General features: G+C 37.9%; 24 protein-coding genes. 15 read left to right on the top strand and 9 right to left on the bottom strand.

Features of this window, described 5'->3' with window-relative positions:
- Positions 1-95 precede the first annotated feature (95 nt).
- From M2R48_RS20655 to M2R48_RS20675, 5 genes are all read left to right on the top strand, one after another.
- Positions 96-1,196: a polysaccharide biosynthesis/export family protein gene (locus M2R48_RS20655; protein ID WP_262087360.1), complete on the top strand. Its 1,101-nt coding sequence runs from the start codon at positions 96-98 to the stop codon at positions 1,194-1,196.
- Position 1,197: 1 nt separating this feature from the next.
- Entirely contained in the window at positions 1,198-1,626 is a 429-nt protein-coding gene (locus tag M2R48_RS20660) for a low molecular weight protein-tyrosine-phosphatase (protein ID WP_262087363.1), read from the top strand.
- A gap of 21 nt (positions 1,627-1,647) precedes the next feature.
- A complete protein-coding gene (locus M2R48_RS20665) occupies positions 1,648-3,843 on the top strand; it encodes a polysaccharide biosynthesis tyrosine autokinase (protein ID WP_262087365.1) in 2,196 nt (731 codons plus the stop codon).
- 191 nt (positions 3,844-4,034) lie between these two features.
- Positions 4,035-4,742 (top strand): FKBP-type peptidyl-prolyl cis-trans isomerase, encoded by a 708-nt coding sequence (locus M2R48_RS20670; protein ID WP_004723516.1) that lies wholly within the window; start codon positions 4,035-4,037, stop codon positions 4,740-4,742.
- 46 nt (positions 4,743-4,788) lie between these two features.
- Positions 4,789-5,478, top strand: coding sequence for an FKBP-type peptidyl-prolyl cis-trans isomerase (locus M2R48_RS20675; protein WP_004723517.1), 690 nt, complete (start codon positions 4,789-4,791; stop codon positions 5,476-5,478).
- A gap of 262 nt (positions 5,479-5,740) precedes the next feature.
- Here the strand turns inward: M2R48_RS20675 and murJ are convergent, their stop codons facing one another.
- Positions 5,741-7,291, bottom strand: coding sequence for a murein biosynthesis integral membrane protein MurJ (gene murJ, locus M2R48_RS20680; RefSeq protein ID WP_262087367.1), 1,551 nt, complete (start codon positions 7,289-7,291; stop codon positions 5,741-5,743).
- 74 nt (positions 7,292-7,365) lie between these two features.
- On the bottom strand, positions 7,366-7,953 hold the full coding sequence (gene ampD / locus M2R48_RS20685; RefSeq protein ID WP_262087369.1) for a 1,6-anhydro-N-acetylmuramyl-L-alanine amidase AmpD: 588 nt from the start codon (positions 7,951-7,953) through the stop codon (positions 7,366-7,368).
- A 488-nt stretch (positions 7,954-8,441) separates the two neighbouring features.
- Here ampD and nadC point away from each other — a divergent pair, with 488 nt between their 5' ends.
- From nadC to M2R48_RS20700, 3 genes are all read left to right on the top strand, one after another.
- On the top strand, positions 8,442-9,287 hold the full coding sequence (nadC, locus tag M2R48_RS20690) for a carboxylating nicotinate-nucleotide diphosphorylase (protein ID WP_004823617.1): 846 nt from the start codon (positions 8,442-8,444) through the stop codon (positions 9,285-9,287).
- 151 nt (positions 9,288-9,438) lie between these two features.
- Positions 9,439-10,602, top strand: coding sequence for a tetratricopeptide repeat protein (locus tag M2R48_RS20695; protein ID WP_262087371.1), 1,164 nt, complete (start codon positions 9,439-9,441; stop codon positions 10,600-10,602).
- Positions 10,603-10,773: 171 nt separating this feature from the next.
- Complete coding sequence (locus tag M2R48_RS20700) at positions 10,774-12,651, top strand: LTA synthase family protein (RefSeq protein WP_262087373.1); 1,878 nt, start codon at positions 10,774-10,776, stop codon at positions 12,649-12,651.
- A gap of 14 nt (positions 12,652-12,665) precedes the next feature.
- Here the strand turns inward: M2R48_RS20700 and M2R48_RS20705 are convergent, their stop codons facing one another.
- The 6 genes from M2R48_RS20705 to M2R48_RS20730 all read right to left on the bottom strand — a co-directional run bounded on the left by M2R48_RS20705 (position 12,666) and on the right by M2R48_RS20730 (position 18,969).
- Positions 12,666-12,830 carry a hypothetical protein gene (locus tag M2R48_RS20705; protein WP_262087374.1) on the bottom strand — a complete coding sequence of 55 codons (165 nt, stop codon included), beginning with the start codon at positions 12,828-12,830 and terminating at the stop codon, positions 12,666-12,668.
- Positions 12,831-13,061: 231 nt separating this feature from the next.
- Entirely contained in the window at positions 13,062-15,242 is a 2,181-nt protein-coding gene (locus tag M2R48_RS20710) for a phosphocholine-specific phospholipase C (RefSeq protein WP_262087375.1), read from the bottom strand.
- Positions 15,243-15,262: 20 nt separating this feature from the next.
- Positions 15,263-15,391 (bottom strand): hypothetical protein, encoded by a 129-nt coding sequence (locus M2R48_RS20715; RefSeq protein ID WP_262087376.1) that lies wholly within the window; start codon positions 15,389-15,391, stop codon positions 15,263-15,265.
- A 219-nt stretch (positions 15,392-15,610) separates the two neighbouring features.
- Entirely contained in the window at positions 15,611-16,327 is a 717-nt protein-coding gene (rph, locus tag M2R48_RS20720) for a ribonuclease PH (protein ID WP_004723527.1), read from the bottom strand.
- A 360-nt stretch (positions 16,328-16,687) separates the two neighbouring features.
- Positions 16,688-17,827, bottom strand: a complete 1,140-nt coding sequence (locus M2R48_RS20725) for a fatty acid desaturase family protein (RefSeq protein WP_410004171.1) — start codon at positions 17,825-17,827, stop codon at positions 16,688-16,690.
- A gap of 119 nt (positions 17,828-17,946) precedes the next feature.
- Complete coding sequence (locus tag M2R48_RS20730) at positions 17,947-18,969, bottom strand: ferredoxin reductase (RefSeq protein WP_262087377.1); 1,023 nt, start codon at positions 18,967-18,969, stop codon at positions 17,947-17,949.
- Between the two features lie 174 nt (positions 18,970-19,143).
- Here M2R48_RS20730 and M2R48_RS20735 point away from each other — a divergent pair, with 174 nt between their 5' ends.
- Entirely contained in the window at positions 19,144-19,788 is a 645-nt protein-coding gene (locus tag M2R48_RS20735; RefSeq protein WP_209828850.1) for a TetR family transcriptional regulator, read from the top strand.
- Positions 19,789-19,867: 79 nt separating this feature from the next.
- Here the strand turns inward: M2R48_RS20735 and M2R48_RS20740 are convergent, their stop codons facing one another.
- Positions 19,868-20,485 (bottom strand): thiol:disulfide interchange protein DsbA/DsbL, encoded by a 618-nt coding sequence (locus tag M2R48_RS20740; RefSeq protein ID WP_004723532.1) that lies wholly within the window; start codon positions 20,483-20,485, stop codon positions 19,868-19,870.
- A gap of 229 nt (positions 20,486-20,714) precedes the next feature.
- On the opposite strand from M2R48_RS20740, the gene ubiG reads away from it, so the two are divergent.
- The 6 genes from ubiG (at position 20,715) to M2R48_RS20770 (ending at position 24,677) form a co-directional block, all read left to right on the top strand.
- Complete coding sequence (ubiG, locus tag M2R48_RS20745) at positions 20,715-21,428, top strand: bifunctional 2-polyprenyl-6-hydroxyphenol methylase/3-demethylubiquinol 3-O-methyltransferase UbiG (protein ID WP_262087378.1); 714 nt, start codon at positions 20,715-20,717, stop codon at positions 21,426-21,428.
- Positions 21,425-22,099 carry an HAD family hydrolase gene (locus tag M2R48_RS20750; RefSeq protein ID WP_262087379.1) on the top strand — a complete coding sequence of 225 codons (675 nt, stop codon included), beginning with the start codon at positions 21,425-21,427 and terminating at the stop codon, positions 22,097-22,099. The genes ubiG and M2R48_RS20750 overlap by 4 nt, the downstream gene beginning before the upstream one ends.
- Before the next feature lie 261 nt (positions 22,100-22,360).
- A complete protein-coding gene (locus M2R48_RS20755; RefSeq protein WP_004723535.1) occupies positions 22,361-23,107 on the top strand; it encodes a YciK family oxidoreductase in 747 nt (248 codons plus the stop codon).
- A gap of 226 nt (positions 23,108-23,333) precedes the next feature.
- Entirely contained in the window at positions 23,334-23,489 is a 156-nt protein-coding gene (locus M2R48_RS20760) for a hypothetical protein (RefSeq protein WP_262087380.1), read from the top strand.
- Between the two features lie 281 nt (positions 23,490-23,770).
- Positions 23,771-24,172, top strand: coding sequence for an RcnB family protein (locus M2R48_RS20765; RefSeq protein ID WP_262087382.1), 402 nt, complete (start codon positions 23,771-23,773; stop codon positions 24,170-24,172).
- Positions 24,173-24,380: 208 nt separating this feature from the next.
- Positions 24,381-24,677 carry an RcnB family protein gene (locus M2R48_RS20770; RefSeq protein WP_004723538.1) on the top strand — a complete coding sequence of 99 codons (297 nt, stop codon included), beginning with the start codon at positions 24,381-24,383 and terminating at the stop codon, positions 24,675-24,677.
- Positions 24,678-24,681: the final 4 nt, after the last annotated feature.

A 24,681-nucleotide genomic window follows, 5' to 3' on the forward strand; every position in this document is an offset into this window, starting at 1 on the left:
AACAATAAGATACCCAACCTGACTTTTTTAGCTTACAATTCGCTTTCAAGATTAGATTCTAAGCAACAACGCAATATAAAATAAGGGTTTTGAATGTGAAGTATCCGTACACATCACTGTTTACAATTTTAGCGATTTCGATTTCGTTTTCTGGTTGTGCGATCACTTCAGGACTTCAAACCTATGATCTGCCTGAACAAGGTCAATATAGAACTGATCAAGGTGCTGAACTTTCCGTTGTACAACTGAATCAAAATAATATTCCAAATCTAAATACAACTAGCCAATTAAGTTCAAATAATCTTGTATCGTTATTCAATAGCTCACAAAATATTTATCGTTTAAGCGCTGGTGATGTTCTTTCAATTCAGCTTTGGGCGTATCCTGAAATTACCCCACCAATCCAAGATGCAACCAATATTAAAGCTGTTGGTTACCCCATTGATCCAAATGGTAATGTTCAATTACCTTTAGTGGGTTCAGTGCATATTGCAGGTAAAACTTTAGCCGAAACTAATCGTTTTTTACATAATCAATTTGCTAAATATCTAAAGCATCCTGATGTTGTTGTCCGTGTATTGTCTTATGAAGGTCGCCGCTATTTTGTCAATGGCCAAGTCATACGTAGTGGACAATATACATTAAACGACCAACCTATTAGTATTTATACTGCACTAGGTCAGGCGGGTGGTGTAGACACTAAAACTGGTGATACCACCAATATTCAGCTGATCAGAAACGGACAAACCTATAACCTGAATACCATTCAGTTAGAAAAACAAGGATTGTCCCTGCATCAATTATTAATCCAACCCAATGACACCATTTTCGTCAATACTAAACAAGATCAAAAACTCTATGTCATGGGTGAATCCAGTCGCAGTCAAGCCCTGACATTACGAGATCAAGGTATGACTCTGAGTGATGTACTTGGTGAAAGTGAAGGAATTAACCCTACTTCAGCAAGTGCTGCACGTATTTATGTGATGCGTACTGACCTTAGCACCAAACAGTCTACAATTTATCATCTTAACTTAAGTAGTTTAGGAAATTTGGCTTTAGCCAATCAATTTGCGATGCAAAAAAATGATATCGTCTATATTGATGCAACAGGTTTAACCCGCTGGCAACGTATTATGAATCAAGTAATTCCGTTCTCAAGTGCTCTATATAGCTTTGATCAATTGGGTAAATAGGATGCAGATTCAAAACATATTAGTGGTTTGTGTTGGCAATATTTGTCGTAGTCCAATGGCAGAATTTTTTTTAAAACAAAGCCATCCTGATCTAAAAATAGAATCCGCAGGGCTTGCTGCGATGGTCGGTCATTCAGCTGATAATAAAGCCATTGCTTGTATGGATGCCCTAAATATTGATATGCGTTCCCATATTGCACGACAAATAAATGCAGAGTTGATCAAAAAGGCCGATCTTGTTCTAGTGATGAGCAAAAACCAATCACAACATATTGAGCAGAAATGGCCCTTTGCCAAAGGCAAGGTTTTCCGTTTAGGACACTGGCAAGATCAAAATGTGCCTGACCCATACAAACATGATCAAGCTTTTTTTGATGAAACATGTAAAAATATCCAAACTTATGCCAATGACTGGCAATCACATCTATAAATTTTAATTAGTTGTTTACCTATGAACCAAAATTCAAAAACTAATGATGATACGATTGACTTAAAAGAGTTATTTTTCTCTTTAATCGCTCAATGGAAAGTGATTGCGCTTTGTGTCATTTTAACTTTAATCTGTGCCTTACTTTATTTACGTGTAACATCACCCCTCTATTCTACAGATGCAATGGTTCAGGTTGAAGATGGTAAAAGTGCTGCCTCTGCGGCCCTTATGGGGGAACTCAAAGATGTTGCAGGAGGTTTGGGGCAAAAATCACCAGCTGATGCTGAAATAGAAATCTTAAATTCGCGACTTGTACTTGGTAAAGTGATTCAGAATTTGAACTTAAATATTCAGATTCAAGACAATGTAGATACTTTCTTTCATAAATTAGTGTCCAAAGAAAAATCTAAACTTATTTATAGCGCCCAAGCAGTTGATTTTAAAAAAAATCAGTTTAATTTTTCTATTTTAAAGCTAGATATTCCAGAATATTATTATGATAAAAAACTCACTTTAAAATTTATAGATAAGAAGCAATTTAGTTTAGCTTATAAAGACCAAGTTGTATTTCAAGGCACGCTCAATCGGCTCAACCAATCTCAAGACAACAAGGGATTATGGTCGATTCAAATTAATAGTCTCAATCCATTTCAACAAGACTTTACCATCACTAAACTTTCTCTCCCTTCAGCTGTTAAATTAATTCAAACAAATTATTCTGTGGCTGAAAAAGGAAAAATGACAGGTGTCATAGGCCTCAGTTATAACGGAAATGATCAGCAGCATATTACTCAGGTTCTCAACAATATTCTGAGTGTTTATCATGAACAGAATATTGAACGTAAAAGCTTAGAGTCTAAACAAACCTTAAGTTTTCTCGACCAACAGTTACCAGAACTAAAACAGCAGCTTGAAGAATCAGAAATTAAATTCAATAAATTCCGTGAGCAATACAATACTGTGGACGTCACTCAAGAATCAGAGTTGATGTTAAAGCAAAATGTTGAATTGGAAAAAATGCGGATCGAGTTAAAACAAAAACAAGCTGAGTACTCTGCTAAATATACCCCTGATCATCCATTGATGACGGAGATTAATGCACAGCTTGCTGCGATTGATAAAAAATCAACTGAGCTGAATCAGGCCATTAAACGTTTACCTGAAACACAACGTTTATATTTACAACTCTATCGTGATGTTAAAGTCAATACCGAACTCTATACATCACTATTAAACAGCTACCAGCAATTAAAGATTGTTAAAGCGGGTGAAATTGGTAATGTTCGTATCATTGATACTGCAGTAGAACCTGTGAAACCAATTAAGCCAAGAAAATTGATTGTGCTACTTCTTTCCATTTTTGTCGGTGGCTTTATTGGCGTTATGATTGCATTACTGCGTAATATGCTTTCGTCAGGGATTAAAGATTCAAGTCGTATTGAAAATGAACTTGATCTCCCGGTGTATGCCACTGTACCCCGCTCTCCGATTCAAGAAAGCCGAGTACAATTGCTGAAAAAGAAAAAGTCGATTCCTATTCTTGCGGCAAAAAATAGTGAAGATATTGCCATTGAAAGCTTGCGTAGTATTCGTACCACGATTCACTTTGCTTTAAATAAAGCAAAAAATAATATTATTGCCATTTCAGGACCCGCTCCAGAAATTGGTAAATCATTTATTTCGACCAACCTCGCTGCTATTTTTGCACAAGGGAATAAGAAAGTCTTATTGATTGATGCCGATATACGCAGAGGTTATTTACATAAATATTTTAGTCATGACACTTCACCAGGTTTAACTGAGTATTTAGCAGGTCAAAGTTCGCTTGAGCAATGCATTGTTCATTCAAATACTGTAAATCATTTAGATTTTCTGCCACGCGGTAAAAACCATAGTCATGCTGCTGAAATGCTTAGTTCAGATCGTCTTAGCGAATTATTGGAACAGCTTTCCCAGCAATATGATCATATTATTATCGATACACCGCCTATCTTAGCAGTAACTGATGGCATCATCATTTCTCAATTTGCAGGTGTAAATCTTGTGGTTGCACGATATGCAAAAACACAGATGAAAGAACTCGAATTAACCATCAATCGCTTTGAACAGGCGGGAAGCAAAGTGAATGGTATTATTCTCAATGATGTTCAAGCAACTGCTGGAGGTAATTATGGCTATAATTATGCTTATGCCTACACCGCATCCAAAGATGACTGATATCGAATGAGTAGCAAAAAAGCCAGATTCAATCTGGCTTTTTTGTGCCAATTTTTTGATCAATATAACTGTATATTTTTAGTTGTCTTCATCAGATAACTATATCGTTTATGATGAAGAAGTTATATGCTTGAGCAGATTATGCTAATGATCAAATTAGCCTCTTAAAAGATTAAAATTTGGAAATTTTTATGAGTAAAGCCTTACCCATCGCAATTGCTGTAATCTTAGGTGGTGCTGCACTTGTACCTGTTTATTATGCATCTCAACATCCTGCTGATGTAAACAGTCACTCTATGTCAAAAAATGCTAAACCTGTAGAAAAAATTAGTTATGCACTTGGTTATGAAGTTGCGAGCCAAACGCCACCTGAAGTCGATGTGAATACATTTATCAGTGGTATTCGTGACGGCCATGCTAAAAAACAACGTGCCTATACAGATGAAGAATTACAAGCTGCGTATGTTGACTTCCAAAAAGAAATGCAACAAAAGCAATTACAACAAAGCAAAGAAACAGCCTCATCAAATGACTCATTCTTAGCTGAAAATGCGAAAAAAGAAGGTGTTAAAACAACAGCTTCAGGATTGCAATATAAAATCACCAAAGAAGGTACAGGTAAACAGCCTGCTGCTACTTCTCAAGTCACGGTACATTACAAAGGTCAGTTGTTAGATGGCAAAGTATTCGACAGTTCATATGATCGTGGTCAACCAGTTGAGTTTCCTTTAAATCAAGTGATTCCAGGTTGGACTGAAGGTTTACAACTCATGAAGGAAGGCGGTAAAGCAACCTTATATATCCCTGCAAAATTGGCTTATGGTGAACAAGGTGTTCCTGGCACAATTCCTCCAAACAGCACTTTAATTTTTGATGTTGAACTTGTTAAAGTTAAATAACATTTAAGAAAAGGAGAGATTTACTCTCCTTTTTTGGATTTTAATTATGAAAAAAACACTTATTGTGCTTAGTCTTAGTCTGCTGAGTAGTGCAGCTTTCTCAGCACCGATTAACAATAAAAGCTCCCAACAAGATCAACTGGGTTATAGCTATGGTTATGTCATGGGACGTACCAATGCCGATACCTTAAAACAAATTAATTTAAACGCCTTTATCCAAGGCATCAAAGAAGGTTCCACAGGCCAGAAAGCAAGCTTAACTGATGAAGAAATGGCAAAAGCTCTTGCACAATATAAACAGCAAACCGAAGCAAAACAAATGCTAGAGTTTAAACAAGCTGCAGATGTAAATGCCAAACAAGGTGAAGCTTTTCTTGTAGAAAATGCGAAGAAAACAGGCGTAATTACTCGCCCAAGTGGTTTGCAGTATAGTGTTTTACAACAAGGTACTGGAAAATCACCATCAGCCAAGTCTAAAGTCTCTGTAAACTATGAAGGTCGTTTGCTTGATGGCACCGTATTTGACAGTTCTTTTGCACGAAATGAAGCTGTAGAATTTCAAGTTAGCCAAGTGATTCAAGGTTGGACTGAAGGTTTGCAACTGATGAAAGAAGGCGCGAAATATCGTTTCTTTATTCCAGCAAAACTTGCCTACGGCGAGATTGGTGCGGGTGATGCGATTGGTCCAAACAGCACCTTAATTTTTGATGTAGAACTATTAAAAGTTTTACCTTAGTTTCAATGCGAAATAGTTTTAAAAATAAAAAGCATCGCTCAATTGCGATGTTTTTTATGCTCTAATAAAAAATCTTATCGTATTTCATAGATGCAAATTCATCCCTTGGTCAAACTTACAGTACTGTATCTATATTTAGAATTTAAATTCCCCAAACGCTATGGTGACATCCTTGTCACCATGCACTAGATACATCACTTATGATTGAATGATGCTCAAAGTAAAAGCTATCTCATTTATATTCTATTGATTGGTCTTAATTTTAGTGCTTTAAATGTCTTGGTCTAAATCCTGCAGCAAGCAGTGCAATACCATAAGCCACAATACCGACCAAACATAATCCTATAACTTCAAGAATTCGAAGCCATTGTGAGGCTGTGCCATCATACCAAGTTAAAGCAAACCATAGCGCGCCAATCATCACAATATTGGCAATGGCAAATTGAACAAATAATTTTTTCCAATGCGCACCAAAACGGAAAATATTTTTCTTATGTAAATAAAAATATAACATCCCAGCATTGACCAAGGCTGAGCCTGAAGAAGCAATGGCTAAGGCCATATGCTCGGCTTGCCAATCAATCAATTTAAAAATACCAATAAAGATAATGTTTAAAATCGCATTGGCTGCAACTGCCATTAAGCCGACACGTACAGGGGTTTTGGTGTCCTGAATGGCATAAAAACCTGGTGCAAAGACTTTAATCAACATAAATGCCAGTACACCACCACTCATACATTGCAACGCCATAGCGGTCATTTGCGTATCACGTGCATCAAAAGCCCCATGCTGGAAAAGTGCTTGAATGATTGGTGTAGATAACATGAACAAAGCAATACTGGCTGGCACCCCCACCAAGACAATCACGCGAGCAGCCCAATCCAACATTCTACGGAACTTGGCCTGATCTTGCTCTGCTTTACTCACGGAAAGAGACGGAAGAATCACTGTACCGATTGCAACACCAATCAATCCAAGTGGTAACTCAGTCATGCGTTCGGCACTATATAACCATGACACTGAACCATCTTGCATGAATGACGCCCAAATTGTATTTAGTAATAAATTAATCTGAGTGACTGATACACCAAATAAAGCGGGCAACATCAGTTTTAGAATTCGGTCTACACCCTCATGTTTAAAATCAACTTTAGGTGGAATCAGTAATTTTTTATTCCATAATTCAGGGATTTGAATCGCAAGTTGCAAAACCCCTGCTGCAACCACAGCCCATCCTAAAGCCATGATCGGTTGAGCCATATGCGGGGCTAACCACCAAGCACCAGCAATCATTGCCACGTTGAGTAATACAGGCGAAAACGCTGGCGAAGCAAAAGAACCATAACTATTCAAAATACTGCTGGCAAATGCAGTCAATGACATAAACATCAGATATGGAATCGTTAAACGAAACATATCTACAGCCAGATCAAATTTTGCAGGATCGTTATGAAAACCGGGTGCATAGACATACAAGATCACAGGTGCAATGATCATACTGATCAAGGTTAACAGCGACATCACCATTAACAAACAGCCAAACACACGACTAATAAGAATCTGTACTTCTGCATGCAGTTTTGTAGTTTTATATTCGGTGAGTACGGGAATAAAGGCTTGCGAAAAAGCCCCTTCTGCAAATAAACGCCTGAAAAAATTGGGAATACGAAAAGCAACCACAAAGGTGTCAAAATCCTTACCTGCCCCAAACACATTGAGCAAAACCATATCTCTGACTAAGCCCAAGACTCGTGACAACATGGTCATTGCACTGACAATAAAGGTGGATCGCCACAGCGCCATCGTATTCACCTAGTTAAAATAAAGTCGCTATTGTAATTAAATATTCTTAAAATTGCGTTGTTAAATCATAAACAGACGCTTATTTACTTCGGTTGTTCTACTCTTAATTTTTTCTGATTCAAACTTTCTCTAAACTGCTGCCATTGAAAATGTGGTCCAGGATCAGTTTTTCGTCCTGAGGCAATATCAGAATGCCCTGTTAAATGATGATCAGTTTTTGGATAAGCGTGTTGCAAAGTGGCAACCACATCAACCAGTTGTTGATATTGGATCGCTTCAAAATCGCGATCATCACTTCCCTCAAGCTCAATGCCAATTGAATAGTCATTACACTCAACTTTACCCAGATAAGCTGAACGTCCTGCATGCCAAGCCCGATCATTAAAATTAACAAACTGGATAATTTCACCAGTTCTTAAAATCAATAAATGTGCAGAAACCTGCATACCCTCGATGGTTTGAAAATAAGGATGGACTGACCAATCCAGTTGATTTTGAAAAAACTGTTCAATATAACCTCCACCAAATTGTGAAGGTGGCAAACTAATATTGTGAATCACAATCAGCTGAATCTCTGTATTTTCAGGGCGTTGATTATAGTTAGGAGATGGGACTTGTCTTGCGCCAATCAATTGACCATTCACGACCTGAAACTGTGGTGCAGATTGCATATCTTATTCCTACAGAATTTTTCTATTTTCAATAAAGCTGATTTTCAATATTTTAGTGTACTCTCGGGTCTGTTGACAATTCGTCTATGTTTGCGACGACGAGTATTTTTTAGGCGATACAAGGCACGAAATACGAAATTTAGTCATTCTAAATGATGAGAAACATCGTTTCGCAAGGTAACATGTAGCGGCAAAAAATACTCTAGTCCTCAGCTTCGACTTTCACTGCGAATAAAGTAATGCTTTGTTCTTGTTCAAGTTACGACTAAAATCATTTCAGTTTGCGTTATGAAACTTAAAAATAGTCTCACTATTCTCATTCATGTTTTACGATGTATACGTCTCGTGCTTAATTTGGACCGACAACGCAAACTATTTATGAAATGTTAACAGATCCTTATCTGTATAAAATAAAAACTTCTTCAAACTTGCAACGACAGTGCTAATATATCGCTCAGTTTTTAAGGGTGACTAAAATAGGGATATCCATGAGCATACCTGAATCTTTGCTTGAACAATCTATTCAAATTAATATTCAACAAGCACTCCAAGAAGATATTGGCGATGCTGATATTACTGCCCTACTCACACCAGAAGATGAGCAAGCGACAGCCACGATCATTTCGCGTGAAGATATGGTCTTGGCGGGACAACCTTGGGTCGATGCGCTGATCAAAGCGTATGATCCAAGCGTACAGATTACTTGGCTTAAAAATGATGGTGACTGGGTCAAAGCCAATGAAACCATTTATAAATTGGCAGGTTCTGCGCGTAGTTTGCTAACTGTTGAGCGTCCTGCATTAAACTTTGTGCAAACTTTATCTGCAGTCGCAACCAAAACGGCTGAATATGTAAAATATCTAGAAGGTACGCCAACCAAATTATTAGATACGCGTAAAACTTTGCCGGGTTTAAGGATTGCACAAAAATACGCAGTTGCTGTAGGCGGCGGTCAAAACCATCGCCTAGGTTTATTCGATGCGTTCTTAATTAAAGAAAATCACATCATGGCTGCCGGTGGTATTGCTCAAGCAATTGCCAAAGCGCATCAAATCGCACCAGGTAAGCCTGTTGAAGTCGAAGTTGAAACATGGGATGAACTGAATCAAGCACTTGAAGCCAAAGCAGATATCGTCATGCTAGATAATTTTAGCCAACAACAAATGATTGATGCGGTTAAACATGTTGCAGGGCGTTGTAAATTAGAAGCGTCTGGGAATATAACCCTTGAGAATTTAAGTCAAGTTGCACAAACAGGTGTTGACTATATTTCGATGGGTGTATTGACCAAAGATGTTAAAGCGATTGATTTATCTATGCGTTTTAATGCCTAATCACTCAATCATATGAGCCATAAAGCAGTATCTATATACTGCTTTTTTTATTACAAAATATAACGATGAGTCAATAAATAATCAGCTAATTTTATGCAAAAGATCTTCTAAATAACAATCAAATTACGTGCACCAACAAAAGAGATAAACAATGAAAAAACATATTTTATATTCATCACTATTCACATTATCTATTCCGATCCTGAGCCATGCAGACACAGTCGATGTGCATGTGTTAAGTGCAACAGTCAAAGATCAAAATATTGCCAATGCGGAAGTGATTTTGCAAAAAAATGGTGAGCGCTCTGCCTCAAGTTCTACCAATACAAGCGGCCGAGCATCAGTCAATAGTAATACTATAGACAGTTCAGATAATTTACTGATTATCAAAAAATCAGGTTATTCAACACTGGTTGCAAAATGTCCATGTGATGGCATGACCTACGCCTTAAGTCCTGTACTCAAAGATCTCAACAGTATGCGAATTGTACTGAATTGGGGGCAAAACCCTTTAGATCTCGATTCACACTTAAGTTATAAAAATCAGCATGTATATTGGGACAGTAAACAAGGCTTGGCAGCAAATCTGGATGTGGATGACACCGACTCTTATGGCCCTGAAACCGTCACGATTGATAAACGTTTAGACGGTCAATATTATGTGTATTCAGTACATGACTTTTCTGATCGGACTCAACCAACTACGACCAATTTATCCAATAGCCAAGCCAAAGTCATGGTCTATGCAGGTGAATCACTGATCCGCTCTTATTATATTCCAACTGGTCAAACGGGTAATTTATGGACGGTATTCCGCATTAGCCCTGAAGGTGAAATTCAAGATATCAATCGTATTTCAGGAACCACGGTTAACGCAAGCCAAGTGGGTTCAACAGTATCAAATTATCAAAATCAAACCACTCGGGTAAATATTGTTCCTGTCTCAGCTGATGCGCAAAAACGAGCCAAGACACTTAATTTAAGTGCAGATAAAGCCTATCAAAACAACCAGATTGAACAAGCTGCAATGCTCTATCAACAGTCTATCGACTACAATCCAAATGTTGGCCAGACCTATAGTAATCTTGCTGTTGCTTATCAAAAGCTCAATCGTTCCTCAGAAGCTTTATGGGCAAATCAAAAAGCCATTGCTTTAGCGACCAATAACAATACCAAAGCTTATTCTCACTATAATATGGGTAAAATCTATGAAAATAATCAAGATTATGCCCAAGCTAAGCAACATTACCAATTGGCCAATCAATACAAACCAAGCGCGACTTATGATGAAGCGATACAACGTGTAAGCCAGTAAAAAAATTGCCCAAAGGATATCTACATTCTTTGGGCAACGTTGATGCTTTAGTTTGCTATTTTTTATTGATTAGTTTTAATTTTGCTTACAAAACAAGCAGTTTTTACATAGAAAAGCCGTCTGAATAAGCCTATAATCTTTGGCTTCCAATACATTCCTGTAATTAGGCCAATGAAGACTTTGAAACAACAAGTTTTGTTTTTACTTGTCGCTTTTTTATCTGTATTTGCTTTTTTCTTATACCAAGAAGATATCACGCGTTTCTTTCAATTACGTGACATCTATCTAAAACCACGTCTGTATAAATATGGCTTTTCAATTCTCTTAAACTACGCCTTTATTAGTTTATTTTATTTAATCTTAAGAAAAACCTTTGCGACCATTCTACTTAGTCAATTTATTATTTTTTTACTGAGCTTTATCAATATCAAGAAAGAGCAATATCTTTCTGCAAGTTTGGTTCCTAGTGATTTTTTATTATTTAAAGAAACCTTTATCGCCTCTCCAATCATGCTCAAAATTGCAGTCTTTGCAGCAATTGCAGTGTTTATTGGACTATTTGTATTTCTCTATAAAAAAGAGAAATTAGGGACGAAGCCTCTCCTCCTGACAAACAGCATTTTATCTTTTGCCATCCTTGGTTTCTTTATCACCGCGAATTTTAAAAATAATTTTAGTGAAGCTTGTGCCAATGCAGCAAAAAATTCAATTTGCCAATATGCAAAATATCTACCCAATACCCGTGGTGACTGGATTGGTGATCATTTAACCATTAAATATTTAGGTTTTTCGACCTTCTTTTTTTCCAAAACGGTCGATGGCTTAAACAATAAAATTTTTCAAACACAAGTTATTCCTGAAGAAAAAGTTGCTGCTTTTTATCAACCGATGGCAGTTGAACATGATGAAGAATCTCCATCGAATCTAGCATCAGATGATCCGTCACAACAAAAACAATTGCCAAATATCGTTTTTGTGATGAGCGAGTCTCATTGGGATGCCAGAAAATTAGACAAAAGCATTCCACCTAACATCACCCCAACAATTGCTAAAAATCAGGTCTCTAGCTTATTGTCTCCAAGCTTTGGTGGAGGAACTGCTAACGTTGAGTTTGAAGTATTAACCAGTCTAAATACCTATTTAAATCATAATGAACTGGCTTATGTCTCAAAATTAAAACGTCCAACTTATTCATTACCGATGTATTTAAATACATTGGGTTATGAAACAACTGCAATGCATAACAACGGCAAATATTTTTATAACCGTAGCGCAGTTTATCAAAACCTAGGTTTTAACCGTTTTACTTCAATTGAAAATATGATCAACATGGCTGACCGTGCTAAATATATTAATGCTGCGGGTTGGGCTACTGATGATTTAATTTATAACAGCATTGAAAATCAGCTTAAAAATACGGATAAACCTCAATTTATCTATGCGATCAGTGTTGAGAATCATCCAATGTACAGTGATGATCGCTTTGGTAAAGATCATTTTAAAATCACCAAAGATGGTGTGAGTGAGAACAGTAAACGTGCACTGAATACTTATTTAACGGGTATGCAACGTGCTGACGATAAATTTAAAACCCTGATTGAGCATGTTAAACAGCTTGATCGCCCAACAATTGTGATTTTCTTTGGTGACCATTTACCCAACTTACAAAGCGTTTACGATGAGTATGGCTTCTTTAAATCAGAGCAAGAAAAAGCTGAGAAAAAAGATGTGCGCTTCTTTGAAACACCGCTTGCAGTTTGGGCAAACTTCCCGATTGATCAAAAGCAATTTAAAGGGCCTTTTGTGGCAGCACATTTCTTAGCACCCAAAGTATTAGAAGCTGCACATATTCCTCTTTCACCTTACTATGCTTTTGTAAATAAGGTAAGCGCTTGTTATACGACCGTGCATCAGACAGGCACGCAAATGCAAAAATCTTGTGAATTTAATCAAGCTGAGATTCTACAACAGTATAAAGACATGAATATGGATGTGTTAAATGGTAAGAATTTCACTTATCAGATGTTAAAATCTAAAGCTGAAAGCTAGTCCTGTCCAAATGATCAAGAAGGTTCTCCAGAGTCTTCTTGATCATGCTGTTGTTCAGCCTGTTGTTGCGGTTCATTGTTTTTTGCGTCAAATTCTTTGCTTTCGAAATCTTCACGGCGTGGATCTCCAGCCATCAATACAAAGGTAATCACGGCGAATAGAACAATGAGTATTTTCATAAGCCTGCCATTTGCTAAAATTTTAAATATTCTAAATATCGGTCGATGAAAAGATTTGTAGAGTCTGTATACGAAACAAGGGATTTCAGCTGATTTATGTATCTATTGACGTAAATAGATGATTGGAATCTTAATCATGTAAGTTTGCGCAAATTATGTGCTCTTTTATCAACTCAAAAATAAGGTGCAAAGCGCACCTTATTTAAATCATAAAAATTCAGCTATTTAAAATTAAGATTCTATGAAGCCCATATAAGGGTCAGAAAATGAGTCTTTACCCGTTTCAATACGCCCAGCAAAACGACGTTTAAAGGTGCTATCACCCTCTATTGTTACAGTAAAATCATACCAACCACCGAAATCAGACATATTCCAATTCAACTCCTTTTCTGTAGAAGCCGTTTCGATATTCCATGTCTTATTGGGTAGATAAGCATTGGCTTTCACGGTCAATTTTGCTGTTTTCGCAGCGTCATTACGAACTTTTAAATAGAGTTTAGGATCACACTCTTCAACACATACACGCACTTCTGGCAATGCATCTATTTGTGCAGACTTGACTAAATCTCCTGCAAAGCCACGATGGAAGCCATTTGGACCCAATACCCATAAATCATAGAGTCCATTTGAAGCGTTCCATACATCGTCCAATTGCTTGCCTGCTTCAACCATATAACGACGAGGAATCGCATCTAAATTCAATTTGTCATAAACATGGAAAACTGCGGCGTGTGTTCCTGTATTGGAGAACATTAACTTCACTGTTTTTGTTGCCACATCAACTTTCGCACTACTATGTAAAATATAAGGCAATGCCCGAGACAATCGTGTTCCTAACTCTTGAACAGGATAGACCTGACTTAAAGGACGGGAAACTGGCGGCAATAACGCTTGCGCATTACGAATTGCATCTGCATCATTCTTGGTTTTTTTACCCATCAAGTCTGAAATAGCGGTGGTATTTGGATTTTTAAAGTCAAAAGCTGTGGTTAAATCACCGCATACAGCACGGCGATATGGACTAATATTCGGTTCTTGCACGCCAAAACGTTGCTCTAAGAAACGAATAACAGACGAATGATCAAAAACCTGTGAATTTACCCAACCACCACGGCTCCACGGAGAAATCACATACATGGGTACGCGTATTCCTGGACCATAGACTCCCACACCATTGCTGACTTTTGGATCAGTAAAGTTAGGTTGCCCTGCTGAAGCTTTAGGATGCGTAGCGTATTCATATGAGATTTGTTCATCACTCAAGGTAGTTTTACCTTGCATCACATCTGAAGCGTCTTTTGAAGGTGCACTTGGTGATGGAACGTGGTCAAAAAAGCCATCATTTTCATCAAAGTTGACCAATAAAACCGTTTGACTCCAAATTGCAGGGTTTTCCGTTAAAGCATTTAAAACTTCCTGAATGTACCAAGCACCTTGTACAGGGCTTGATGGTCCTGGATGCTCACTATAGGCTGCAGGTGCAACCATCCAGCTGACTTGAGGTAATTGACCTTTGGCAATATCATCTTTAAATGAAGCGAGAAATCCGCCATCAGGCATCGTATTGGCAATCCCTTTATACAACGGTTGTATTGCATCAATGGCAGGATCATAAGCAGGACACGTGCTGTCATTGTTTACAGGTTTACCTGATAATTCATTGGCACGGCGATATTGTTTAAAGCCAGCCAAAGGATTGTCGGTAAAGTTATCGGGCATATTTTGATAAACTTTCCACGTCACACCCGCTTGTTGTAGGCGCTCAGGATAGGTTGTCCAATCATAGCCTGTGCTTGATGCACCAATACTGTCCAAGTCATTTACAACACTGGCAACACCGGCAGCTTTAGGACCGTTTGAACCTGTCCATAAGAACATACGATTCGAATTGGTTCCTGTATGCATTGCACAATGATATGCATCACACAGGGTAAAGGCGTTGGCAAGTGAGAACTGAAATTCAACTTCTTTTTGTTTGTAATATCCCATAGATTGGGGTTGCTTATATTGTACCCAATTGCCCATACGGCCATGATTCCAAGCAAATTGTCCATCTGTCCATGAGTGTGGCGTACCACTAACACGTTGCGCATTACCGCGAGTACTGTCTAAATGATAGGGAAAGATTTTATTCTTATCTTTATCGTATTGTTCCCAAATCTTACGGTTGTCGGATAGCGGAATCGTAAAACGATCACCAAAGCCACGAACACCTTTTAACGTTCCAAAATAATTATCAAACGAGCGATTTTCTTGCGTCAAAATGATGACATGTTTTACATCTTTAATCGTGCCTGTTTCGACTTTGGCGTCAATGGCTAAAGCTTTTTGGATGCTGGCTGGAAAGCTGGCTAAAGCGGCTGTACCAAATATTGTTTTTGTTGAATTGGCTAAAAAATCACGACGGTTCATCTCTATTTCCTTATTTTTTATTATGGTGCGCAATGTACTTTACACGCAGCGGGTGGCTGTGGATTCGTCGTTGAGCTTTCATTATCATCATTACAAGCACTGAGTAAGACACTCAGACTGGTCACTAAAATCAGCAAAAAATTTCGCATTGTCCTATCCATGAAATAAAGGTAGGGATAGTCAATACAACTGGTATGACGCTAGAGTGAAGTTTTTATGGCAGTTTGATGAATATTTCTTAAAATATTATAAATATCAAATATTTGTTTTAATTTATAAATAAGCAACTTAGGTTACAACAATTTTATGCAATAAAAAACGCATCCGAAGATGCGTTTTGTTTATAAAAATATATCAATATTTTCGAATTACCAACCAAGCGCTTCTTGTTGTTTTTTTACCAATTCCTGAATACCTTTTTCAGCCATTTCAAGCATTGCATTGGATTGAGCGCGGGTAAATGGTTTTTCTTCCGCAGTCCCTTGAATTTCAATAAACTCACCTGCTTGAGTCATCACCACATTCAAGTCAGTTTGACAGTTAGAATCTTCTTCATAACAAAGATCAAGCAATACTTCATCTTGATACATGCCGACAGAAATTGCAGCAACAAGGCCTTTTAATGGATCGTGCTTAATTTTCTTTTTCTCAAGAAGTACATTCATGGCATCAATTAATGCAACCGCAGCACCCGTAATTGCAGCAGTACGTGTACCACCATCTGCCTGAATCACATCACAATCGATGGTAATGGTGTTTTCACCCAATTTTTTCAAATCCACCATTGCACGTAAGCTACGACCAATCAAACGTTGAATTTCTTGAGTACGACCAGATTGCTTACCGCGAGCAGCTTCACGGTCGCTACGTGTATGAGTAGAACGTGGCAACATACCGTATTCCGCAGTCACCCAACCTTGGCCCTGACCTTTTAGGAAACGTGGCACTGAATTGTCAATACTTGCAGTACACAGCACTTTTGTATGACCAAATTCAACCAATACTGAACCTTCCGCATAACGGGTGTAGTTACGGGTAATTTTAACTTCACGTAATTGATCTAATGCACGTTGGTCGATACGCATAGCTTGTCCTTATGGGATTCAAAAAATATTGCGACTTATTATAACAGATCACAGAGCGATGGTTTTGTTACAAGATGGTGGTTTTTGAAATTGCTCGCTAAATCTATATGTGGCGACTTAAATAAACGCCTATACAAACAGATATACAAACTACGTTTTAAAATTTTCTAAATTTAGCTAAACATTTAAAAATCACTGAATCTAAAAGATAATTTTAAAGACAATAAAAGAACCTTATTTAACTCAATAAGGTTCTTCTAACAACAATTGAGGATCTATTTTAACCAGCTATTGCGCAATTTTATGAAGTAAGATAAATACCTTAGCAACCCCAATGCTTACACATCGCAAAAACTTTGTTTAAGCAAAAATACCCTTCAACTTTTGTAAAGACTGAGTAATGGTGGTTGTTAAACTATTTGGCAAAGAGCATTTGGCTAAACGTACCCATACACTGCCAAACTGTTTCAGGAAATCTGCTTCATTATAGTGGATGCCATATTCTGCACATAAAGCTCTAATTTTTGGAGCAGCTTCTGAATAACGATTAGCTGGCATATCAGGGAACAAATGATGTTCAATCTGATGACTTAAATTCCCACTCAAAATATGCAAACAGTCTGTTCCAGTAAAGTTACTTGAACCACGAATCTGACGTAAATACCATTCAGCACGAGTTTCATTTTCCACATTATCGGCTTCAAAAGTCTCTGCATCTTCAGTGAAATGACCATTAAAAATCACCGCTGAAGACCACACACTGCGGATCACATTGGCAATGGCATTCCCAGCTAAAACAGGTAAAGCATTTGGTCCTGCAATCACAGGAAAAAACACATAATCTTTTAGAATTTGACGACGGGCTTTTTTACGAAATTTTGCCGCATCTGCCCAGACCTGCTTCCAGGTTTTTGTTTTATAGATCAGTGCATCTTCCAAATGTAGATTTTGTAAGCCAACATACCATTCAAAAAACACCATCAATTGAATCGCTAAAGGGATATTAAACAAAAAGCGCGGTTCCCATTTTTGTGATTCACTAACACGGAGTAAACCATAACCCACATCATGATCTTTACCGACAATATTGGTATAGGTGTGATGCACATAATTATGTGTGTATTTCCAATCATCACCTGTTGCCATGGTATCCCAGTCGTAATTTGCACCATTCAAACTTGGATCATTTAACCAATCGAATTGACCATGCATAACATTATGACCCAGCTCCATATTTTCTACGATTTTGGAAATTCCCAGCAATCCCGTACCCACCACCCAAACAGGTGGAATCCATCCGCCAAACATCAACATAGCACGTGAAGCAATTTCACTATAACGGACAAAATTACGGATTTTATAAATATACTTGGCATCTTGTTCACCTAAACTGTCCATGATTTCACGACGGATTTCATCAACACGGCGACCAAACTCTGCGGTTTGTTCTGGGTTTAAATGTTTCGATTTACTGTTTGGAAAAGTAACTGACATATTCATTGTCTTGCTCCTCAGCACTTCATTTTTAGAAGCCTTAGCTGAATTTTGGGTACAACTTCCTACGCCTAGGTTCAACAGACCGAGAAGTTGTTTAAATTTATTGAAATGATTGTTTTAATTTACAGATTAATGACCACTGGGCTTATCGCTTGGCTGATACACAATTTGATCTGTGTATTTGAAGCATGGTCAATTTCACCTGTCAGCATATTTTTGGTCGAACCACTCACTTTGGTACAAGTACAGGTATTACAAATCCCCATACGACAACCATGAGTTGGCTTTAATCCCGCTTGTTCAGCACTTTCAAGTAGGTTTGATTTCGCAGCAAACTCTTGTTGTGAGCGTAAAAAAACAATCGGTTGTGCTTCTAGGCTTTCATCTACCGCAATCTGGAAATACTCTTGTTTCAAACGATCTGTGATATTCAAATCTTGAAAAATTTGATTGATGCTTTGCATCATTGCACGTGCACCACACGCATAGCTTTGACGCTGCTTGAAATCAGGAACCAAACTTTCCAATAACTCGACAGTTAAATGCTGCTTTTGCTGAGCTGTGTGAATATAGTGATAATTCAACAATGCATATTGCTGATAAAGCTGTTCTAGATCTGTATGAAAAGCCTCATCACGACTAAAATAAATTAAATCAATTGGACGATTTGAATCTTTAAGTGCTTCAAGCAATAAAGAATGGATTGCGGTAATTCCACTGCCTGACGCAATCAATAACAATGGCGATGCATCTTGAGCTAAAACAAAATCACCTTGAGCTTGTGACAACTCAACAATGCTACCAAAAGCCATTTGGCTCAGTGCATTGGAGACTTTACCCTGCTGTTTTACAGCAATGATCAGATCGCCATTATTCAAAAATTTAACCACAGAGTAACTACGTTGTTGACGCACACCCGCAATTTCAACAGTGACAAGAACAGATTGTCCTGCTTTAAACTGTTGATGCTTAAAATTACGATTTGGACGTAATTGAATTTGATAAAAATCAGGGCTTAATGCACGAGTTTTAATAATCGTGGCTTTTACCTTTTTCCAAGCCCAAACAGGATTGATTTTTTCAGCGATAAAATCGACAAAATCCTCACGAACCCATTCTGGCTGATAATGCATATAGCTACTCATGTGACGTTCCTCTTTGTGCTTGCTATTTATTGAGTGAACAAACGTTCTTTTAGTGAACATATGTACACTATAATCATTTTTTAAATTCAGTCAACACCTGTACACTGACATTCGTCGTTTAATTTGTTTTTATTTTTGATAGACTCATCACAACAAAAATCTTTGGATACCAGAATGTCGATACGCGATGAACGAAAACAACAAAGCCGTCAGGCTTTACTTGATGCTGCTTTAACTTTAAGCACATCGGGTCGTTCATTTTCGAGTATCAGTTTGCGAGAAGTTGCCCGTGAAGTCGGTTTGGTTCCGACAGCGTTTTATCGCCATTTCCAAGATATGGATGAATTGGGTAAAGAGCTGGTGGATCAAGTTGCGCTGTATTTAAAGAATGTCTTGCATCAATTAGGCAAAGGCCTAGCGCATCCTGAAGCGAAAACCAAAACCAGCATGGCGCTGTTTTTTGAGGCTGTAGACAGCAGTCCGCAACAATGGATTTTTATGATCGCAGAACGTTGGGGTGGTTCAGAGGTAGTACGTAAAGCCATCGCCCGCGAAATTGACTTCCTAAATGATGATCTTGCCAACGCGTTAAAAAAGTTTGAAGTTATCGCAAATTTTCATGATGAAAATGATTTAAAAGTGATCACCAATATTTTGATTAATTTATCTTTTACTTGGGCAATGTCATGGATCAACTTATCTCGACAATACTCAGGCATCGAACTTGAGTTACAAAAAATGGTGCTTAAAAAACAATCGGTGACGCAAATCCGCTTAATTTTTAAAGGCATCGAAAATTGGGATCGAGATAAAGCTTAATTTATCTCCCAAACTCGCCTCTATATCATCAGCAATAAAAAACCCGCAATTCAATTGCGGGTTTTAAAAACAGCAAAGCTTATTTGGCTTTACGTTCTTTATTGATCAGATAGTCAACAACTTGCGTCACTTTACCATCTTCACCTTGAACCACATATTTACCATTTACCACAACAGCAGGCACCCCTGAAAGCTGGTACTGTTGTGCCAATTGATTTGATTCAGCAATTTTTGCAGTGATCGCAAAAGAACTATACATACTGTTAAATTTCGCCTCAGGCACACCGTACTGAGTAAAGAATTTAGCAAAAGCATCTTTTTGTAGAACTTGCTGATTACCTGCATGATTGGTATGGAATAAAGGCAAATGCGTACGTTTACGTACACCCAATGCTTCACTCACATAATATGCACGAGCACCTTGTTCCCATAATGGATTCATTGCTGCAGGTGTACGGATAAAGTTAACATCTTTAGGGATCTTCTTTAACCACGCTTGCATATGCGGTTCTAATGTAAAGCAGTGAGGGCATCCATACCAAAAAAACTCACGTACTTCAATTTTACCCGGAACTGAAACTTTTCCTGGGTTTTGCACCACGGTATAATCTTTACCTGCAACAAAATCGGCAGCCATGGCATTTACAGAAAACGCCATCACCATGGCAGTCATGCCACCTAAAATAAATTTTTTCATTGACTTTATTGTCCTCGTAGTCATCTCGTATAGCTTATGCATTCACTATAAAACAAATATGGGAAAATCGTTTTCCTTCTGTGAAGTTTTTTACACGATTCATCGCTTTTTCTGGATTTATGGTTACACTAGAGTCTGTTGATATTTCATAAATAGACGAAGTGTTAACAAACACTAGCATAACTGAACTTAATTTTTGATTAAAACAATTTACTTAGAGGTGCCCGGCATGTCGCAACTTAATGTTGATCCACAGGAAATTGCTAAATTTGAAGCACTTGCTGCCTTATGGTGGGATCAACACTCTGAGTTCAGACCTTTACATCAAATCAATCCACTGCGTTTAAACTGGGTTGATGAACATGCCAACGGTCTTACAGGCAAAAAAATTCTTGATGTGGGCTGTGGTGGCGGCATTTTGGCTGAAAGTATGGCACGTCGTGGTGCCAATGTTTTAGGTATCGACATGGGTGCAGCGCCATTGAATGTGGCTCGCTTACACGCTGAACAGGAAAATGTTCAAAATATCGAATATCGCCAAGTTCCTGTGGAACAACTCGCAGAAGAACAAGCAGGACAATACGATATTGTTACATGCATGGAAATGTTGGAACACGTTCCTGACCCAGCGTCTATCATCCAAGCGTGTCAAAAGTTAGTTAAACCAAATGGTCATGTGTTTTTCTCAACAATTAACCGTAATCCTAAGTCTTATTTATTCGCAATTATTGGTGCGGAATATGTATTACGTTTATTGAAAAAAGGTACCCATGATTATCATAAATTTATTAAACCGTCTGAACTTGCAGATGACATTCGGAACTCAGGCTTAAAACTTAAAGATATGACAGGCTTACACTATAACCCACTCACAAAGCATTACTGGCTTGCGCCCAATGTTGATGTGAATTACATGGTTTATACTGTGAATGAAGGTGTTTGATGCAAGCTGTTCTTTTTGATTTAGATGGGACACTGATTGATACGGCTGCAGACTTTATCCGTATTATTCAAAATATGTGTCGAGAAGAAGGGCGCGCTGTGGTTGATGCGGATTTGATCCGCACTCAGGTGTCTGAAGGCGCTCGTGCAATGGTAAAACTGGTTTATCCAGAACTTGAAGTGGATGATCCAGTCTTTTTAGCGCATCGCCAACGCTTTTTAGATCAGTATGGTGATGACATTGCTGTAGACACAGATCTGTTTGCTGGTATGTATCCACTTTTGGCAGAGTTAGAAAGCCAACAGATCCCTTGGGGTATTGTGACCAATAAACCACGTTGGTTAAGTGAATCACTATTGAACGCATTGAACCTCACACAACGTTGCGCTGTTCTGGTCTGCCCTGAAGATGTCGCTCAGACAAAACCTGATCCTGAGCCGATGTATTTGGCAGCAAAGCAAATTGATATTGCACCTGAACAATGTATCTATGTGGGTGATCATCCGCGAGATATTGATGCAGGACGTAATGCGCAAATGTATACAATCCTCGCAGCATATGGTTATTTACCATTACAGTACAAAGATGATTTAAATGCTTGGCAAGCTGACTGTATCGTAGAGAATGTCGATGAATTACATCAAGTTATTCGAAAACTTGTGAATAGTTAAAGTCCAAGAAAATCATTCAATTTACCCAACAACATGATAAATAACACTGAAACATCTTGAATATGATGTTTCAATGTTTTTATATAGAAGATAGCGCTGTTGGCACTTCGACTTGTTTTACGAGAAGCAGTTCTTTTCCAACAGTGCAAAGTAAGACATATAAAATTTAATCATTCTAAATGATGAGAAACATTGTTTAATCGGGTAACGACATTGCGTTCAAAGCCTAAATGACATCATAACAACTATAGGAGGTCTCCCATGAAGTATTCAGAATATCAACCTCGCCCAGATTTATTGAAGGATAAAATTATCCTCATTACGGGTGCGGGAGACGGTATTGGACGTGCAGCTGCGCTCAGCTACGCCTTACACGGCGCAACAGTCGTGTTACATGGTCGCACGCTCAATAAACTTGAAGTCATTTATGATGAAATTGAATCACTTGGTGCCCCGCAACCTGCCATTCTTCCTTTGCAGCTTTCTACTGCCTCTTCACGTGACTATGAACTGCTCGTCGATACTCTAGAGCAACAATTTGGCCGCTTAGATGGTATTTTGCATAATGCCGGAATCTTAGGCGAGCGTGTTGAGTTAGCACATTATCCAGAAGAAGTCTGGGATGATGTCATGGCGGTGAATTTACGTGCACCCTTTGTGCTCACCCAAGAATTACTGCCTTTACTGGAAAAATCTGAAAATGCATCAGTCGTTTTTGCCAGCTCTGGTGTAGGACGCGAAGCACGTGCGCAATGGGGCGCTTACTCGGTTTCAAAAATTGCGATTGAAGCGGTTAGTAAAATATTTGCCAAAGAAAATACTTATCCAAATATCCGTTATAACTGTATCAACCCAGGTGGGACCCGTACCGCTATGCGTGCCAAAGCTTATCCTGATGAGGATCCAAAGGTTTTACCATCACCTGAAGCCATCATGCCTGCTTATCTCTACCTCATGGGAGATGATAGCCTTGCATTGAATGGTGAGAGTATCGACGCACAAGATTAGGGTCTGTTGACATCTCTCTTTCTCCACGCTTTTCGAAGTGTGGAGAAAATCATAAGAGATCCTCTCATTTACAATATTGATCATAGAGTCAAAATAAAAATTTAATAAAAGCCCATATCAAAATCGTTTTATCCAATAAAAATTATAATTTTATTCAGTTTCTTAAATAAAAACGATTCCTCTATAGTGTTACTCAAGTTAAGCAGATCAATCTGAGGCGTTTTTAATGAAAGATTTAAAACATAAAGTAGAGATGATTCGTTCTATCGAACAATTACAACTTCCAAATCAGTTTATTGAGGCCTTAGATGATGCCCATCAAGCTAAAGAGATGATTAAAGCAATCAATTGTTTAAAGCAGATGAATCAGCAGTGGTATTAATCATTCAGGCTCAATTTATAGCGGGGTCATCTCTCTAAGCCTGCATGCAAGTTTATTTTCATAAATATTTACATTTTTTAGTCACCTATTCCGCTTAAAAAAATTTGCTGCGATGCATTACAGCTCAAAGCTTTGCAATAACCCTTTTCACTTTTACATAAATATGTTTTTATTATGTCTGTCATTTTAAATGAAAAACTGAACTTTCTTCACAGTTTCTCTGCAATTTAGCAGTACAGTAGTAAGGTCAAAATAAACATATCGAATAAGCGAGGACGATTATGAAAAAGATTTTAGCGATCATCGCCATCTCTTTATCAACGCTGTTGACGGCTCAGATCAGCAGTGCAGGTCCTCATTTTGACAATGACAATGGTTTTGATCGTGGCAAAAGTGATCGTGGAGATCGTGGACGCAATCATCGTGATCGTGGTAATGACGATGACAACATTCAAGAACAACGTCGTGAACGTGAAGAACGTGGTGTAAAACGTTTGCAACAGCACAAATGGCAAATGGGTTATGTAATGCCACAGCATTATCGTGGTAATAGTTATAAAGTTGATTATAAAGACGAAAATCTTCCAAAACCTTCACGTAATCAACAGTGGTATAAGATTAACAATGACTATATCTTGGTCGACTCAGACAATAATAATATTGTGAATATCCGAGGAATGTAGTTTTTTTAATATTTTGGTTTCATAGGCTCAAACACCTTTTTGTTTGAGCTTTTTTTTGTCTAAATTTCAGCTTTCACAATCTGTTTTTAAAAAACGCTAGAAACCTCCATAAAATTGACAATTAGATGATATTTCTCCATTTTTTATCTTAACTTAAATTGTAATTTGAATGATCGGATAAAGCATCCGTCTGAAAAGGTCGATTCAAATGAGAAAAGTTCTAAGCGCAATCACACTATCACTCAGTGCCTTAGTTGCTACTTCAGCAATGGCTGACTGGGATCATGGTCAAAATCATCGCCCTGTTGCATCACATGAAAAATTTGAATGGCGAGAAGGTGTCATTTTACCTGATCGTTATCATGACAATCGCTATTACGTAAATGATTATCGTGCATACAAAAACCTGCATCAACCAGCTAAATTTGAACGCTGGTATAAAGTAGATGGTCGTTATGTACTGGTTAATGAGCGCAATCACCATATTATCCGTGTGATTCGATAATATC

This window comes from Acinetobacter sp. I-MWF (assembly GCF_025433935.1).
Classification (GTDB): Bacteria; Pseudomonadota; Gammaproteobacteria; order Pseudomonadales; family Moraxellaceae; genus Acinetobacter; species Acinetobacter guillouiae.

Coding starts and splice junctions, on each gene's coding strand:
- M2R48_RS20660 (WP_262087363.1), top strand. CDS start 1,198: ATGCAGATTCAAAACATATTAGTGGTTTGTGTTGGCAATATTTGTCGT.
- M2R48_RS20665 (WP_262087365.1), top strand. CDS start 1,648: ATGAACCAAAATTCAAAAACTAATGATGATACGATTGACTTAAAAGAG.
- M2R48_RS20670 (WP_004723516.1), top strand. CDS start 4,035: ATGAGTAAAGCCTTACCCATCGCAATTGCTGTAATCTTAGGTGGTGCT.
- M2R48_RS20675 (WP_004723517.1), top strand. CDS start 4,789: ATGAAAAAAACACTTATTGTGCTTAGTCTTAGTCTGCTGAGTAGTGCA.
- ampD (WP_262087369.1), bottom strand. CDS start 7,953: ATGCAATCTGCACCACAGTTTCAGGTCGTGAATGGTCAATTGATTGGC.
- nadC (WP_004823617.1), top strand. CDS start 8,442: ATGAGCATACCTGAATCTTTGCTTGAACAATCTATTCAAATTAATATT.
- M2R48_RS20695 (WP_262087371.1), top strand. CDS start 9,439: ATGAAAAAACATATTTTATATTCATCACTATTCACATTATCTATTCCG.
- M2R48_RS20700 (WP_262087373.1), top strand. CDS start 10,774: ATGAAGACTTTGAAACAACAAGTTTTGTTTTTACTTGTCGCTTTTTTA.
- M2R48_RS20705 (WP_262087374.1), bottom strand. CDS start 12,830: ATGAAAATACTCATTGTTCTATTCGCCGTGATTACCTTTGTATTGATG.
- M2R48_RS20710 (WP_262087375.1), bottom strand. CDS start 15,242: ATGAACCGTCGTGATTTTTTAGCCAATTCAACAAAAACAATATTTGGT.
- M2R48_RS20715 (WP_262087376.1), bottom strand. CDS start 15,391: ATGCGAAATTTTTTGCTGATTTTAGTGACCAGTCTGAGTGTCTTACTC.
- rph (WP_004723527.1), bottom strand. CDS start 16,327: ATGCGTATCGACCAACGTGCATTAGATCAATTACGTGAAGTTAAAATT.
- M2R48_RS20725 (WP_410004171.1), bottom strand. CDS start 17,827: ATGAATATGTCAGTTACTTTTCCAAACAGTAAATCGAAACATTTAAAC.
- M2R48_RS20730 (WP_262087377.1), bottom strand. CDS start 18,969: ATGAGTAGCTATATGCATTATCAGCCAGAATGGGTTCGTGAGGATTTT.
- M2R48_RS20735 (WP_209828850.1), top strand. CDS start 19,144: ATGTCGATACGCGATGAACGAAAACAACAAAGCCGTCAGGCTTTACTT.
- M2R48_RS20740 (WP_004723532.1), bottom strand. CDS start 20,485: ATGAAAAAATTTATTTTAGGTGGCATGACTGCCATGGTGATGGCGTTT.
- ubiG (WP_262087378.1), top strand. CDS start 20,715: ATGTCGCAACTTAATGTTGATCCACAGGAAATTGCTAAATTTGAAGCA.
- M2R48_RS20755 (WP_004723535.1), top strand. CDS start 22,361: ATGAAGTATTCAGAATATCAACCTCGCCCAGATTTATTGAAGGATAAA.
- M2R48_RS20760 (WP_262087380.1), top strand. CDS start 23,334: ATGAAAGATTTAAAACATAAAGTAGAGATGATTCGTTCTATCGAACAA.
- M2R48_RS20765 (WP_262087382.1), top strand. CDS start 23,771: ATGAAAAAGATTTTAGCGATCATCGCCATCTCTTTATCAACGCTGTTG.
- M2R48_RS20770 (WP_004723538.1), top strand. CDS start 24,381: ATGAGAAAAGTTCTAAGCGCAATCACACTATCACTCAGTGCCTTAGTT.